Annotated in this window: 7 protein-coding genes and 8 pseudogenes; 7 read left to right on the top strand and 8 right to left on the bottom strand. The window is 65.9% G+C overall.

Annotation, left to right across the window (positions count from 1 at the left end; translation table 11 throughout):
* Positions 1–3: 3 nt before the first annotated feature.
* A complete protein-coding gene (locus tag FHR32_RS12275) occupies positions 4–918 on the bottom strand; it encodes an IS982 family transposase (protein WP_184752293.1) in 915 nt (304 codons plus the stop codon).
* 149 nt (positions 919–1,067) lie between these two features.
* Between FHR32_RS12275 and FHR32_RS12270 the strand changes: the two genes are divergently transcribed.
* On the top strand, positions 1,068–1,676 hold the full coding sequence (locus tag FHR32_RS12270; RefSeq protein WP_184754421.1) for a helix-turn-helix domain-containing protein: 609 nt from the start codon (positions 1,068–1,070) through the stop codon (positions 1,674–1,676).
* Positions 1,562–2,203, top strand: coding sequence for an IS630 family transposase (locus FHR32_RS12265; protein WP_221465620.1), 642 nt, complete (start codon positions 1,562–1,564; stop codon positions 2,201–2,203). The genes FHR32_RS12270 and FHR32_RS12265 overlap by 115 nt, the downstream gene beginning before the upstream one ends.
* 135 nt (positions 2,204–2,338) lie before the next feature.
* Here FHR32_RS12265 and FHR32_RS12260 read toward each other — a convergent pair whose 3' ends face one another.
* The 6 genes and pseudogenes from FHR32_RS12260 to FHR32_RS12235 all read right to left on the bottom strand — a co-directional run bounded on the left by FHR32_RS12260 (position 2,339) and on the right by FHR32_RS12235 (position 8,002).
* Positions 2,339–3,574, bottom strand: coding sequence for an IS701 family transposase (locus tag FHR32_RS12260; RefSeq protein WP_184754420.1), 1,236 nt, complete (start codon positions 3,572–3,574; stop codon positions 2,339–2,341).
* Between the two features lie 178 nt (positions 3,575–3,752).
* A pseudogene (locus FHR32_RS12255) lies at positions 3,753–4,664 on the bottom strand (IS701 family transposase); the annotation flags it as partial.
* 39 nt (positions 4,665–4,703) lie between these two features.
* Positions 4,704–6,355: pseudogene (locus FHR32_RS12250) on the bottom strand (ISAzo13 family transposase).
* 64 nt (positions 6,356–6,419) lie between these two features.
* Positions 6,420–6,782: pseudogene (locus tag FHR32_RS12245) on the bottom strand (transposase); the annotation flags it as partial.
* A gap of 84 nt (positions 6,783–6,866) precedes the next feature.
* Positions 6,867–7,508: an IS630 family transposase gene (locus tag FHR32_RS12240; RefSeq protein ID WP_221465864.1), complete on the bottom strand. Its 642-nt coding sequence runs from the start codon at positions 7,506–7,508 to the stop codon at positions 6,867–6,869.
* Complete coding sequence (locus FHR32_RS12235) at positions 7,394–8,002, bottom strand: helix-turn-helix domain-containing protein (RefSeq protein ID WP_184752715.1); 609 nt, start codon at positions 8,000–8,002, stop codon at positions 7,394–7,396. The genes FHR32_RS12240 and FHR32_RS12235 overlap by 115 nt, the downstream gene beginning before the upstream one ends.
* A 160-nt stretch (positions 8,003–8,162) precedes the next feature.
* Between FHR32_RS12235 and FHR32_RS12230 the strand changes: the two are divergent.
* The 4 genes and pseudogenes from FHR32_RS12230 to FHR32_RS12215 form a co-directional block, all read left to right on the top strand.
* Positions 8,163–8,525: pseudogene (locus FHR32_RS12230) on the top strand (transposase); the annotation flags it as partial.
* Between the two features lie 64 nt (positions 8,526–8,589).
* Positions 8,590–10,230 (top strand): annotated as a pseudogene (locus FHR32_RS12225) (ISAzo13 family transposase).
* 39 nt (positions 10,231–10,269) lie between these two features.
* Positions 10,270–11,181, top strand: a pseudogene (locus tag FHR32_RS12220) (IS701 family transposase); the annotation flags it as partial.
* A gap of 179 nt (positions 11,182–11,360) precedes the next feature.
* The gene (locus FHR32_RS12215; RefSeq protein WP_184754419.1) at positions 11,361–12,596 is read left to right on the top strand and encodes an IS701 family transposase; all 1,236 of its coding nucleotides are present in this window, start codon (positions 11,361–11,363) and stop codon (positions 12,594–12,596) included.
* A 240-nt stretch (positions 12,597–12,836) separates the two neighbouring features.
* On the opposite strand, the pseudogene FHR32_RS12210 reads toward FHR32_RS12215, so the two are convergent.
* Positions 12,837–13,748 (bottom strand): annotated as a pseudogene (locus tag FHR32_RS12210) (IS701 family transposase); the annotation flags it as partial.
* Between the two features lie 62 nt (positions 13,749–13,810).
* Between FHR32_RS12210 and FHR32_RS12200 the strand changes: the two are divergent.
* Positions 13,811–15,462 (top strand): annotated as a pseudogene (locus FHR32_RS12200) (ISAzo13 family transposase).
* Positions 15,463–15,474: the final 12 nt, after the last annotated feature.

The following is a 15,474-nucleotide window of genomic DNA, read 5'->3' as shown; positions in this document are numbered from 1 at the left end:
CAGTTAGTGGTCGTAGGCGATCAGGGATCGCTTGATCGGTTGTCCAGTCTTGTCGTTGTGCCAGATTGCGGCGGTCAGTGCCAGGATCCGTGTCAGTACGCGGATGATGACGCCAGCAGGAGTACGGGCACCGTGTCGTTCCAGGTCGAGCTGGCCCTTGAAGGTCTGGTTGATCGACTCGATGGTCTGCCGCAACGGCTTGAACAAGCGTGCTCCGGCCCGCTCGGGCTCACCCTTGCGGGCTGGGCGCAGCAGCCTCAGGTCACGCTCGGTGAGGGCCTGCTCGAAGGCGCGGCCGTAGTAGTTCTTGTCCGCGATGATCGTCTGACCGGGACGGGCGGCCACCATCTCGGGTGCCGAATCCAGCATCCCGAGCAGGGTCTCGCGCTCGTCGGCCTTGGCGCCGGTGAGCGCGAACGCCATCGGCAGCCCGCCCAGGGTGCACAACAGGTGCAGCCGCAATCCCCAGAAGTACCGCGAGTGGGACGCGCAGTAGCCGTACTGCGCCCACCCGGCCAGATCGCTGCGCTTGGCCGTCTCCCGGGATCGGCCGCACTCCACCGGCGTGGAGTCGACCAGCCACACGTCGTCGCTCCACAGCGAGGTGTCGGCGGCCAGCATCCTGATCATGTGCAGGACCAGGCCGGACGCTTTGCGTAGCCGCTTTCCGTACCCGGACTGCCCGGGCAGGTAAGGAAACATGTCCCTCAGTTCGGTGTGGGCATAGCGCACCCAGCGCCGCTCGGAGGTGAAGCCCAGCAGAGCCGACATCACCGCCAGTGTCACGAGTTCGGCGTCGCTGAGGGCGGGTGCGATCCCCGTTTTCGGCCGCCATGGCAGCAGGTCCGGCGATGCCTTCACCGCGTCGTCGATCTTGACATAGAGTGCGGTTGCGAGGGTGTTCAGTTCTGTCGTCACAAACGGATCTTGAACGCCCTCGCCCTATTTTCGCAGGCGATCCCTTGGACTCAATCGTCTAGTGCTGGGTTCCTCAAAGGGTGTTGAGCTGAGCGGTGGCCAGCCATCCTGATCAGGGGCATCGTGGATGACAGGGAGGTGGTGTCATCATGCCGAAACTGCTGCACGCTCGAGCGCCGCGAGACGGCGAGGAGGAACGCCAGATCCGTAAACTCGCCGGTGCCCGGCACGCCCCGGCCGACTGGATCCAGCGCGCCCAGATCGTCGTGTTGAGCTGGGAGGAGATGCGCGGCCCGGCCATCGCCGCGATGCTGGGCTGTCATCCGGAGACCGTGCGCCGCCGGTTGCGCCGCTTCAACGCCGAAGGCATCGACGGGCTCGGTGACCGGCCCGGGCCCGGTCGCAGACCGCGGATCACCCAAGCCGAACGATCGCGGCTCATCGCGCTGGTCAAGACGACACCGCCCGGGCGGCTGCGCTGGGAGCCCTGGGGTGAGCTGGAGGCCGACGACGAGGATGGGCCGGCGGTGTGGACCCTGGATGCCCTCACCGCCGCCGCCCGTGAGCAGGGCATCGACATTCACCGTTCCCAGGTGCGCCGGATCCTTCTGAAAGAGGGGGTGAGATGGCGCCGCACCCGGTCCTGGACCACCAGCAAGGACCCGGACTTCGCCGCAAAAGAACGCAGGTCGTCGGCCTGTACACCGACCCGCCGGACGGCGCGGTCGTCGTCTGCGCCGACGAGCTGGGGCCGGTGACCCCGCGTACCTTCGGCCCCGCGCCCGCCTGGTCCGCCGACGGCCACCGGATCAAAGCGCCGCTGGAATACTTCCGCGGCCCCGACAAGACCTGGGTGTACGGTGCGCTGCGCGTCGCCGACGGCGCCGCGGTCACCATGACCGCCGCCTCCCGCAACAGCGACTGCTACCAGCGGTTCCTGCAACGACTCGAGGACGCCAACCCCGGCCACGGTGACATCTGGGTGATCGCCGACAACCTGTCCGGTCACAACAGCCTCGCCACCCGCACATGGCCGGCCGACCATCCCCGCATCCAGCACGCGTTCATCCCGGTCGGCGCCTGCTGGCTCAATCTGCAGGAGGCGTGGTGGCGGATCTTCCGCCACCATGCCCTGGCCGGAGTGTCCTTCGCTGATAGCAAGGACATCGACCACGCCACCCGCATCGCCACCGCCCAGCTCAACCAGCGGGCCAAACCCTGGGTCTGGGGACGGCCACCACCGGCCCCCAGACACCTACGCCGCCAGTTCGTCTACAGCCTTTGAGGAACGGAGCACTAGTAGGGCTTGGTTAGGTGGGGACGGGCTGGGCATGTCTGGGTAACGCGCGGCGGCAGGTGGGGCAGATACCGGCCCAGCAGGCCAGAAGCAGCTGCAACTCGGCGATGACCCGGTAGGTGCTCAAGCCGCAGCCGGCGCTTTTGGGTTGAGCCTTTCAAGGGTGCAGAACGCGTGAGCGACCGAGACCAGGGTGACGTGATGATGCCAACCGCTCCACGTGCGACCCTCGAAGTGGTCCAGGCCCAGGCCGGTCTTCAGCTCACGGTAGTCGTGCTCGATGCGCCAGCGGATCTTCGCCAGACCCACCAGACGCCGCAATGGAACATCGGCCTCCAGCGTGGACAACCAGTACTTGACCGGCTCCGGCTCACCGGGCGGCCATTCGGCCAGCAGCCAGCACACCGGCAACTCCCCGCCCGCATACGCGCGGCGGATCCGCACGCCCGCCGGCCGTACCCGCAGCGCGGCAAAGCGCGAGCGCAACGGCCCCTTGGACCCCATCCGCCACCGCACTGTGTGCAGCGCGCGCCGCCCGCCCTCCAGCACCAACTGCCGGGCGCTGATGCGCCGCTGCCGGTAGCGGGGCACCGGCCGCCGCCCGGTCCCCGCATACGGCGCGACGCTGCGGCAGGCCTCGGCCTCCAGCAGCGCGGTATCGGAACGCACCCCCACCACGTAGGGAATATCGCGCTCGGTCAGGCCCAGGCGAAAGGCCCCGTCTTGACCGTAGCCCTCATCGGCGACCACCAGCGGCGGATCCAGCCCCCAACTCTCCAGCTCGTCGATCATGTCCAGAGCCAGCTGCCACTTGGGCACATGACCGACGTCGGCGGGGATCCGGCAGCGCTGCCGGCGTGCCGTCACCGCGGCCGGATCCTCCGTGCGCGGTGAGGCCGGATCCCACTGCTCGGGCACGAACAGCCGCCAGTTCACCGGGCAGGAGGCGGCGTCGGTGACCAGATGCACGCTCGGCGCGACCTGGCAGTTCGCGGTTTTGCCCAGCGCCCCGCAATACTGCGCGGCCACGCCCGGCGACTCCTGGCCGTCCTTGACAAAGGACACATCATCGACCACCCAGGCGGCCGGGTTGATCGCCGCGTCCATCCGCCAGGCCAGCTCGGCCAAAACCAGCTGATGCGACCAGGGGGCATCGGTGCAGAACTGCTGCAGCCCTTGGCGGTCCACGCCCAGCCGGGCCGCCATCGGCTCCATCGATTTACGCGCTCCATCGGTCAGCAGGCCGCGCACATACCGCTCACCCCACCGCCGCTGATCAGCACGGGCAAAACCGGAGAACACCTCAGCGGCAAACGTCTCCAGCCGCGCCCGCACGGCCTCGAGTTCTTGAGGAGTCATCTTCCCTCACCCCCAAACAGGTGACATACCGTCCCCTACCCGAGGTAACCAAGCCCTACTAGTAGTACTTCGTTAAGTTACGAAGTGTTATGGGGCGCGTACATTTGATGGCATACGTGGCAAGCGCCGGTCCAGGTGGCGAGTAAAGCCTGGAGTTCGCCGAGAACCTCATACAAGGTCAGGCCGGCGCAGGGACTTTTGGGTCTAGCCGTAGTTCGGTACAGAATACCTGCGCTAATGCGGCCAGGGTGACGTGGCGGTGCCAGCCGAAGAAGCTCCGCCCCTCAAAATGCTTGAGGCCAAGACCGGTATTGAGCTCCCGGTAGTCATGCTCGATCCGCCAGCGGATCTTGGCGAGCCGGACGAGTTCGCGCAGCGGAGTCTCGGCGGGGAGATTGGTGATCCAGTAATCGGTGGGTTCGGATTCGCCTGCCGGCCATTCCACCAGCAGCAAACGCGCAGGCAGGCTGCCGTCGGGGTTGCGGGGGATGTCTTTGTTGGCCAAGAGAACCGGTAGAGCCATGAAGCGTGATCGCATTTTCGCGCCCGGATTACCGCTGGTCTTCCTTGTGCCTTGCCGCCAGGTCACCCGCCGCAGATTCGCCCGCCCTGCCGCCAATGCGAGATTGCGCAGATTCGATGGCTTGCCTGGATAGCGTGGTCTCGGCGGGCGCCCCTTGCCGCTGTACTCCGGCAGTTCAGGCACCGCATCTCCGGGGTAGGCCGACAGATCATCGGAGACGGCCGCCACGTAAGACAGGCCGCGGTCCTCCAGTCCCAGCCGGAAAGCGGTGCAATCGCCATAACCGGAGTCAAAGACCACCGGAAGATCGGTGCCGACTCCCCACTCGTCGTACATCTGGTCGATCATGTTTAACGCCAGTCGCCACTTCTCCTGGTGACCGACGTCCTGAGGGATCTTGCACCGGTCGCGGCGCTTGTGGACCGTTTCCGCCTGAACCGGATCCTCGATCTTGGCCGGGTCCCACGACTCGGGGATGAACAGCCGCCAATTGACCGCGGACGAGGCATGATCGGTGACCAGATGTGCGCTGACGCCGATCTGGCAGTTTCCGGTCTTGCCCAGGGCTTGTTCGTGAATAACTGTCAGAGTTGATCTGCGGGGCAGTCATCGGCGGACGTAATACGATCTTGCAGTTGCTCGAGCGTACGTGCGGGCGATCCGGGGATCGGCGTGACGGAGATTTTGTGCAGGTCGAGGATCCGGTGGCCATCTTGGAACTGGTTGGACAGGTTGGTGCGGGTGACGCCCAGCAGGCGGGCTAGGAGGGTGCTGGTCGCGGCCTTGCGGCGACGGAGTAAAGCGGTCAGGAGCCGGTGGAAGTGATCTAGGCTGCTGGTCTGCGGATGGAGGTAGCGGCGCGGGCGGTGGAAACGGCGTTGAAAGGCCGCCTCTGCCAGCGCGTCCCAGTAGGGCTCCGAGATCTGCACCAGGCGGGCGAAGTCCGAGCGCGGCATGCCGGTCAGGGCCGGATCGGTGAGCATCCAGGTCACGTCCGGATCGATCGGTTGGTTGGTCTCGGCTTCTTCGGAAAGTCTGGGAGGGGTGGGGGCCAGGGTGTAGTTCCAGTCGCCGTGGAATGCATCGGGTGTGATCGGCAGGGCATGGAACTCGGCGGGCGTGACGGCGGTGCCCAGTGGGTAGTTGCCGGTGTCCAGTTCGGCGCTGACTCTCAGTCCGGCCTCTGTTGTCGTCGCGGCGATCGTCTCGATGACGACCTGGTAGCTGGTCAGCGGGCGGCCACGCCAGTTGGCGGTGATGTGGCAGAACATCCGGTGCTCGATCTTGTTCCACTTCGAAGTGCCGGGAGGAAAGTGGCAGACCGTGATCTCAAGGCCGCTCTCGCGGGCGAAGTCGTGTAGTTGCTTCTTCCATGTCCAGTAGCGGGGGTTGTTGGAGCCACCGGCGTCCGCGGTGATCAACAGCCGGGTGGCGTGCGGGTGGTCGAGACAACCGCGGCGTCGCCACCAGCGGCGGACGGACTCCACCGCGAACTCGGCGGTGTCGTGATCGGTTCCGACGTTGACCCAGCCGCTGTTGGTGGCGAGGTCGTAGATTCCGTAGGGGATGGCCACTGGCTGGTCGCTGGTGACGAGGGTGTGGCTGTCCACCTTGATCGGGTTCTTTCCCGGTTGCCAGGTACGTCCAGGCCGGTCGCGGTTGCCGAGCCACTCTTTGGCTTTGGTGTCGATGCTGATCACCGGCTGGTCGTCGTCGAGGAAGGCGGCGGCGGTGGCGTTGAGATGGGCAAACTGGGCGTCGCGATCCGGATGCCGGGTGCCTTCGGTGGTCTTGGCCGTGCCCTGCAGGCTGTAGCCCAGGCCGTGCAGCAGGTGGCCGACGGTTGTGGCACCGATCGGATGCTTCTGCGCGGAAAGGGCATGGGCCAGGCTGCGCAGCGACAGCGTGGTCCAGCGCAGTGGGGAGACGGGGTCGCCGCGAGTGTGCGGCTCGATCAGTGACTCAAGGGCCGGTAGCAGGCCGGGGTCGGTGACTGTCAGCGGTTTGCGCCCGGCGCCCGAGGCCCGGATGCGGCGGGTCGGCGCGGGGTGCGTCTCCAGCTCGATGATGCCACGCGCGATGGTGGCGGTACTGATGCCGGAGGCTGCGGCCACCAGGGCAATCCCGCCATGGCCGAGCACGGCGGCCTCGCTGGCCAGGTAGAGGCGACGGCACCGCTCGTCAAGGTGCGGCAGGATCTGCTCGAACTTGGCCCGCAGCTCGGCTGCGGGTACATCTTCCTTCGAAGAGGCGGTCATGCTCCAGCGTCTCACCGTCGACCCGGTCCCGCAGATCAACTCTGACAGTTATTCACGAACAAGCCCCCAGCGTCCCGGAATACATCCGGGCCACTCCCGGAGAATTCGGGCCGTCCTTGGGGAAGCCGACATCGTCGATGACGACCGCCTGCGGACCGATCCGTTCCAGCGCCCAATGTGTGAGGTTTTCCCGGACCGGTTCGTAGTCCCAGGTCGAGTCGGCCATGAATTGCTGTAACCGCTGGGTGTCAACTCCCAGACGCTCCGCCATCGGATCCATCGACTTGCGCCGCCCGTCCAGCATCAGCCCCCGCAGATACAACTCGCCGGTGGCGAGTTGATCACGGCGACGAAGCACCCTCCGCAGCATCTGATCTGCAAACTTCTCAAGCCGCGGGCGCACCGGCGCCATCTCGTCAGGTGTCACGACAACATGATCCCGAAGTGACTTCTCAAAATGATCACGCTAGGTGATCGACAATCTAACGAAGTACTACTAGTGCTCCGTTCCTCAAAGGCTGTAGACGAACTGGCGGCGTAGGTGTCTGGGGGCCGGTGGTGGCCGTCCCCAGACCCAGGGTTTGGCCCGCTGGTTGAGCTGGGCGGTGGCGATGCGGGTGGCGTGGTCGATGTCCTTGCTATCAGCGAAGGACACTCCGGCCAGGGCATGGTGGCGGAAGATCCGCCACCACGCCTCCTGCAGATTGAGCCAGCAGGCGCCGACGGGGATGAACGCGTGCTGGATGCGGGGATGGTCGGCCGGCCATGTGCGGGTGGCGAGGCTGTTGTGACTGGACAGGTTGTCGGCGATCACCCAGATGTCACCGTGGCCGGGGTTGGCGTCCTCGACCCGTTGCAGGAACCGCTGGTAGCAGTCGCTGTTGCGGGAGGCGGCGGTCATGGTGACCGCGGCGCCGTCGGCGACGCGCAGCGCACCGTACACCCAGGTCTTGTCGGGGCCGCGGAAGTATTCCAGCGGCGCTTTGATCCGGTGGCCGTCGGCGGACCAGGCGGGCGCGGGGCCGAAGGTACGCGGGGTCACCGGCCCCAGCTCGTCGGCGCAGACGACGACCGCGCCGTCCGGCGGGTCGGTGTACAGGCCGACGACCTGCGTTCTTTTGCGGCGAAGTCCGGGTCCTTGCTGGTGGTCCAGGACCGGGTGCGGCGCCATCTCACCCCCTCTTTCAGAAGGATCCGGCGCACCTGGGAACGGTGAATGTCGATGCCCTGCTCACGGGCGGCGGCGGTGAGGGCATCCAGGGTCCACACCGCCGGCCCATCCTCGTCGTCGGCCTCCAGCTCACCCCAGGGCTCCCAGCGCAGCCGCCCGGGCGGTATCGTCTTGACCAGCGCGATGAGCCGCGATCGTTCGGCTTGGGTGATCCGCGGTCTGCGACCGGGCCCGGGCCGGTCACCAAGCCCGTCGATGCCTTCGGCGTTGAAGCGGCGCAACCGGCGGCGCACGGTCTCCGGATGACAGCCCAGCATCGCGGCGATGGCCGGGCCGCGCATCTCCTCCCAGCTCAACACGACGATCTGGGCGCGCTGGATCCAGTCGGCCGGGGCGTGCCGGGCACCGGCGAGTTTACGGATCTGGCGTTCCTCCTCGCCGTCTCGCGGCGCTCGAGCGTGCAGCAGTTTCGGCATGATGACACCACCTCCCTGTCATCCACGATGCCCCTGATCAGGATGGCTGGCCACCGCTCAGCTCAACACCCTTTGAGGAACCCAGCACTAGTAGTACTTCGTTAGATTGTCGATCACCTAGCGTGATCATTTTGAGAAGTCACTTCGGGATCATGTTGTCGTGACACCTGACGAGATGGCGCCGGTGCGCCCGCGGCTTGAGAAGTTTGCAGATCAGATGCTGCGGAGGGTGCTTCGTCGCCGTGATCAACTCGCCACCGGCGAGTTGTATCTGCGGGGGCTGATGCTGGACGGGCGGCGCAAGTCGATGGATCCGATGGCGGAGCGTCTGGGAGTTGACACCCAGCGGTTACAGCAATTCATGGCCGACTCGACCTGGGACTACGAACCGGTCCGGGAAAACCTCACACATTGGGCGCTGGAACGGATCGGTCCGCAGGCGGTCGTCATCGACGATGTCGGCTTCCCCAAGGACGGCCCGAATTCTCCGGGAGTGGCCCGGATGTATTCCGGGACGCTGGGGGCTTGTTCGTGAATAACTGTCAGAGTTGATCTGCGGGACCGGGTCGACGGTGAGACGCTGGAGCATGACCGCCTCTTCGAAGGAAGATGTACCCGCAGCCGAGCTGCGGGCCAAGTTCGAGCAGATCCTGCCGCACCTTGACGAGCGGTGCCGTCGCCTCTACCTGGCCAGCGAGGCCGCCGTGCTCGGCCATGGCGGGATTGCCCTGGTGGCCGCAGCCTCCGGCATCAGTACCGCCACCATCGCGCGTGGCATCATCGAGCTGGAGACGCACCCCGCGCCGACCCGCCGCATCCGGGCCTCGGGCGCCGGGCGCAAACCGCTGACAGTCACCGACCCCGGCCTGCTACCGGCCCTTGAGTCACTGATCGAGCCGCACACTCGCGGCGACCCCGTCTCCCCACTGCGCTGGACCACGCTGTCGCTGCGCAGCCTGGCCCATGCCCTTTCCGCGCAGAAGCATCCGATCGGTGCCACAACCGTCGGCCACCTGCTGCACGGCCTGGGCTACAGCCTGCAGGGCACGGCCAAGACCACCGAAGGCACCCGGCATCCGGATCGCGACGCCCAGTTTGCCCATCTCAACGCCACCGCCGCCGCCTTCCTCGACGACGACCAGCCGGTGATCAGCATCGACACCAAAGCCAAAGAGTGGCTCGGCAACCGCGACCGGCCTGGACGTACCTGGCAACCGGGAAAGAACCCGATCAAGGTGGACAGCCACACCCTCGTCACCAGCGACCAGCCAGTGGCCATCCCCTACGGAATCTACGACCTCGCCACCAACAGCGGCTGGGTCAACGTCGGAACCGATCACGACACCGCCGAGTTCGCGGTGGAGTCCGTCCGCCGCTGGTGGCGACGCCGCGGTTGTCTCGACCACCCGCACGCCACCCGGCTGTTGATCACCGCGGACGCCGGTGGCTCCAACAACCCCCGCTACTGGACATGGAAGAAGCAACTACACGACTTCGCCCGCGAGAGCGGCCTTGAGATCACGGTCTGCCACTTTCCTCCCGGCACTTCGAAGTGGAACAAGATCGAGCACCGGATGTTCTGCCACATCACCGCCAACTGGCGTGGCCGCCCGCTGACCAGCTACCAGGTCGTCATCGAGACGATCGCCGCGACGACAACAGAGGCCGGACTGAGAGTCAGCGCCGAACTGGACACCGGCAACTACCCACTGGGCACCGCCGTCACGCCCGCCGAGTTCCATGCCCTGCCGATCACACCCGATGGACTGGAACTACACCCTGGCCCCCACCCCTCCCAGACTTTCCGAAGAAGCCGAGACCAACCAACCGATCGATCCGGACGTGACCTGGATGCTCACCGATCCGGCCCTGACCGGCATGCCGCGCTCGGACTTCGCTCGCCTGGTGCAGATCTCGGAGCCCTACTGGGACGCGCTGGCAGAGGCGGCCTTTCAACGCCGTTTCCACCGCCCGCGCCGCTACCTCCATCCGCAGACCAGCAGCCTAGATCACTTCCACCGGCTCCTGACCGCTTTACTCCGTCGCCGCAAGGCCGCGACCAGCACCCTCCTAGCCCGCCTGCTGGGCGTCACCCGCACCAACCTGTCCAACCAGTTCCAAGATGGCCACCGGATCCTCGACCTGCACAAAATCTCCGTCACGCCGATCCCCGGATCGCCCGCACGTACGCTCGAGCAACTGCAAGATCGTATTACGTCCGCCGATGACTGCCCCGCAGATCAACTCTGACAGTTATTCACGAACAAGCCCTGGGCAAGACCGGAAACTGCCAGATCGGCGTCAGCGCACATCTGGTCACCGATCATGCCTCGTCCGCGGTCAATTGGCGGCTGTTCATCCCCGAGTCGTGGGACCCGGCCAAGATCGAGGATCCGGTTCAGGCGGAAACGGTCCACAAGCGCCGCGACCGGTGCAAGATCCCTCAGGACGTCGGTCACCAGGAGAAGTGGCGACTGGCGTTAAACATGATCGACCAGATGTACGACGAGTGGGGAGTCGGCACCGATCTTCCGGTGGTCTTTGACTCCGGTTATGGCGATTGCACCGCTTTCCGGCTGGGACTGGAGGACCGCGGCCTGTCTTACGTGGCGGCCGTCTCCGATGATCTGTCGGCCTACCCCGGAGATGCGGTGCCTGAACTGCCGGAGTACAGCGGCAAGGGGCGCCCGCCGAGACCACGCTATCCAGGCAAGCCATCGAATCTGCGCAATCTCGCATTGGCGGCAGGGCGGGCGAATCTGCGGCGGGTGACCTGGCGGCAAGGCACAAGGAAGACCAGCGGTAATCCGGGCGCGAAAATGCGATCACGCTTCATGGCTCTACCGGTTCTCTTGGCCAACAAAGACATCCCCCGCAACCCCGACGGCAGCCTGCCTGCGCGTTTGCTGCTGGTGGAATGGCCGGCAGGCGAATCCGAACCCACCGATTACTGGATCACCAATCTCCCCGCCGAGACTCCGCTGCGCGAACTCGTCCGGCTCGCCAAGATCCGCTGGCGGATCGAGCATGACTACCGGGAGCTCAATACCGGTCTTGGCCTCAAGCATTTTGAGGGGCGGAGCTTCTTCGGCTGGCACCGCCACGTCACCCTGGCCGCATTAGCGCAGGTATTCTGTACCGAACTACGGCTAGACCCAAAAGTCCCTGCGCCGGCCTGACCTTGTATGAGGTTCTCGGCGAACTCCAGGCTTTACTCGCCACCTGGACCGGCGCTTGCCACGTATGCCATCAAATGTACGCGCCCCATAACACTTCGTAACTTAACGAAGTACTACTAGTAGGGCTTGGTTACCTCGGGTAGGAGACGGTATGTCACCTGCTTTGGGGGTGAGGGAAGATGACTCCTCAAGAACTCGAGGCCGTGCGGGCGCGGCTGGAGACGTTTGCCGCTGAGATGTTCTCCGGTTTTGCCCGTACTGATCAGCGGCGGTGGGGCGAGCGGTATGTGCGCGGCCTGCTGACCGATGGAGCGCGTAAATCGATGGAGCCGATGGCGGCCCGGCTGGGCGTGGACCGCCAAGGGCTGCAACAGTTCCTCACCGATGCCCCCTGGTCGCATCAACTGGTGCTGGCCGAGCTGGCCTGGCGGATGGACGCGGCGATCAACCCGGCCGCCTGGGTGGTCGATGATGTGTCCTTTGTCAAGGACGGCCAGGAGTCGCCGGGCGTGGCCGCGCAGTACTGCGGGGCGCTGGGCAAAACCGCGAACTGCCAGGTCGCGCCGAGCGTGCATCTGGTCACCGACGCCGCCTCCTGCCCGGTGAACTGGCGGCTGTTCGTGCCCGAGCAGTGGGATGCGGCCTCGCCGCGGGCAGAGAATCCGGCCGCGGTGACGGCGCGCCGGCGGCGCTGTCGAATCCCTGCGGACATCGCTCACGTGCCCAAGTGGCAGCTGGCTCTGGACATGATCGACGAGCTGGAGAGTTGGGGGCTGGATCCGCCGTTGGTGGTCGCCGATGAGGGCTACGGTCAAGACGGGGCCTTTCGCCTGGGCCTGACCGAGCGCGATATTCCCTACGTGGTGGGGGTGCGTTCCGATACCGCGTTGCTGGAGGCCGGGGCCTGCCGTACCGCCCCGGCCTATGGCGGGACCGGACGGCGGCCGGTGCTGCGTTACCGCGACAAGCCGTGCTCGGCCCAGCAGATCGTTACTGCCGCCGGGCGGCGCGCGCTGCACACGGTGACCTGGCGGCCCGGGTCCAAGGGACCGCTGCGCTCCCGGTTCGCCGCGCTGCGGGTGCGGCCCGCGGGCCGGATGATCCGCCGTGCCCATGCCGGTGAAGAGCTGCCGGAGTGCTGGCTTTTGGCCGAATGGCCACCGGGCGAGCCGGAGCCGGTCAAGTATTGGCTGTCCACCCTGCCCGGCGACATCCCGCTACGGCACCTGGTGAGAATGGCGAAGATCCGCTGGCGGGTCGAGCACGACTACCGCGAGCTGAAGACCGGCCTGGGCCTGGACCACTTCGAGGGCCGCACGTGGAGCGGCTGGCATCATCACGTCACCCTGGTCTCGGTCGCACACGCGTTCTGCACCCTTGAACGACTCAACCCAAAAGCGCCGGCTGCGGCTTGAGCACCTACCGGGTCATCGCCGAGTTGCAGCTGCTTCTGGCCTGCTGGTCCGGTATCTGCCCCACCTGCCGCCGCGCGTTACCCAGACATGCCCAGCCCGTCCCCACCTAACCAAGCCCTACTAGTAGTACTTCGTTAAGTTACGAAGTGTTATGGGGCGCGTACATTTGATGGCATACGTGGCAAGCGCCGGTCCAGGTGGCGAGTAAAGCCTGGAGTTCGCCGAGAACCTCATACAAGGTCAGGCCGGCGCAGGGACTTTTGGGTCTAGCCGTAGTTCGGTACAGAATGCCTGCGCTAATGCGGCCAGGGTGACGTGGCGGTGCCAGCCGAAGAAGCTCCGCCCCTCAAAATGCTTGAGGCCAAGACCGGTATTGAGCTCCCGGTAGTCATGCTCGATCCGCCAGCGGATCTTGGCGAGCCGGACGAGTTCGCGCAGCGGAGTCTCGGCGGGGAGATTGGTGATCCAGTAATCGGTGGGTTCGGATTCGCCTGCCGGCCATTCCACCAGCAGCAAACGCGCAGGCAGGCTGCCGTCGGGGTTGCGGGGGATGTCTTTGTTGGCCAAGAGAACCGGTAGAGCCATGAAGCGTGATCGCATTTTCGCGCCTGGATTACCGCTGGTCTTCCTTGTGCCTTGCCGCCAGGTCACCCGCCGCAGATTCGCCCGCCCTGCCGCCAATGCGAGATTGCGCAGATTCGATGGCTTGCCTGGATAGCGTGGTCTCGGCGGGCGCCCCTTGCCGCTGTATTCCGGCAGTTCAGGCACCGCATCTCCGGGGTAGGCCGACAGATCATCGGAGACGGCCGCCACGTAAGACAGGCCGCGGTCCTCCAGTCCCAGCCGGAAAGCGGTGCAATCGCCATAACCGGAGTCAAAGACCACCGGAAGATCGGTGCCGACTCCCCACTCGTCGTACATCTGGTCGATCATGTTTAACGCCAGTCGCCACTTCTCCTGGTGACCGACGTCCTGAGGGATCTTGCACCGGTCGCGGCGCTTGTGGACCGTTTCCGCCTGAACCGGATCCTCGATCTTGGCCGGGTCCCACGACTCGGGGATGAACAGCCGCCAATTGACCGCGGACGAGGCATGATCGGTGACCAGATGTGCGCTGACGCCGATCTGGCAGTTTCCGGTCTTGCCCAGGGCTTGTTCGTGAATAACTGTCAGAGTTGATCTGCGGGACCGGGTCGACGGTGAGACGCTGGAGCATGACCGCCTCTTCGAAGGAAGATGTACCCGCAGCCGAGCTGCGGGCCAAGTTCGAGCAGATCCTGCCGCACCTTGACGAGCGGTGCCGTCGCCTCTACCTGGCCAGCGAGGCCGCCGTGCTCGGCCATGGCGGGATTGCCCTGGTGGCCGCAGCCTCCGGCATCAGTACCGCCACCATCGCGCGTGGCATCATCGAGCTGGAGACGCACCCCGCGCCGACCCGCCGCATCCGGGCCTCGGGCGCCGGGCGCAAACCGCTGACAGTCACCGACCCCGGCCTGCTACCGGCCCTTGAGTCACTGATCGAGCCGCACACTCGCGGCGACCCCGTCTCCCCACTGCGCTGGACCACGCTGTCGCTGCGCAGCCTGGCCCATGCCCTTTCCGCGCAGAAGCATCCGATCGGTGCCACAACCGTCGGCCACCTGCTGCACGGCCTGGGCTACAGCCTGCAGGGCACGGCCAAGACCACCGAAGGCACCCGGCATCCGGATCGCGACGCCCAGTTTGCCCATCTCAACGCCACCGCCGCCGCCTTCCTCGACGACGACCAGCCGGTGATCAGCATCGACACCAAAGCCAAAGAGTGGCTCGGCAACCGCGACCGGCCTGGACGTACCTGGCAACCGGGAAAGAACCCGATCAAGGTGGACAGCCACACCCTCGTCACCAGCGACCAGCCAGTGGCCATCCCCTACGGAATCTACGACCTCGCCACCAACAGCGGCTGGGTCAACGTCGGAACCGATCACGACACCGCCGAGTTCGCGGTGGAGTCCGTCCGCCGCTGGTGGCGACGCCGCGGTTGTCTCGACCACCCGCACGCCACCCGGCTGTTGATCACCGCGGACGCCGGTGGCTCCAACAACCCCCGCTACTGGACATGGAAGAAGCAACTACACGACTTCGCCCGCGAGAGCGGCCTTGAGATCACGGTCTGCCACTTTCCTCCCGGCACTTCGAAGTGGAACAAGATCGAGCACCGGATGTTCTGCCACATCACCGCCAACTGGCGTGGCCGCCCGCTGACCAGCTACCAGGTCGTCATCGAGACGATCGCCGCGACGACAACAGAGGCCGGACTGAGAGTCAGCGCCGAACTGGACACCGGCAACTACCCACTGGGCACCGCCGTCACGCCCGCCGAGTTCCATGCCCTGCCGATCACACCCGATGCATTCCACGGCGACTGGAACTACACCCTGGCCCCCACCCCTCCCAGACTTTCCGAAGAAGCCGAGACCAACCAACCGATCGATCCGGACGTGACCTGGATGCTCACCGATCCGGCCCTGACCGGCATGCCGCGCTCGGACTTCGCTCGCCTGGTGCAGATCTCGGAGCCCTACTGGGACGCGCTGGCAGAGGCGGCCTTTCAACGCCGTTTCCACCGCCCGCGCCGCTACCTCCATCCGCAGACCAGCAGCCTAGATCACTTCCACCGGCTCCTGACCGCTTTACTCCGTCGCCGCAAGGCCGCGACCAGCACCCTCCTAGCCCGCCTGCTGGGCGTCACCCGCACCAACCTGTCCAACCAGTTCCAAGATGGCCACCGGATCCTCGACCTGCACAAAATCTCCGTCACGCCGATCCCCGGATCGCCCGCACGTACGCTCGAGCAACTGCAAGATCGTATTACGTCCGCCGATGACTGCCCCGCAGA

Origin of the sequence: Streptosporangium album (assembly GCF_014203795.1) — a bacterium.
GTDB lineage: Bacteria > Actinomycetota > Actinomycetes > Streptosporangiales > Streptosporangiaceae > Streptosporangium > Streptosporangium album.
Note: the sequence above shows the minus strand (reverse complement) of the source record. Positions and strands in the feature narration are given on the sequence as shown.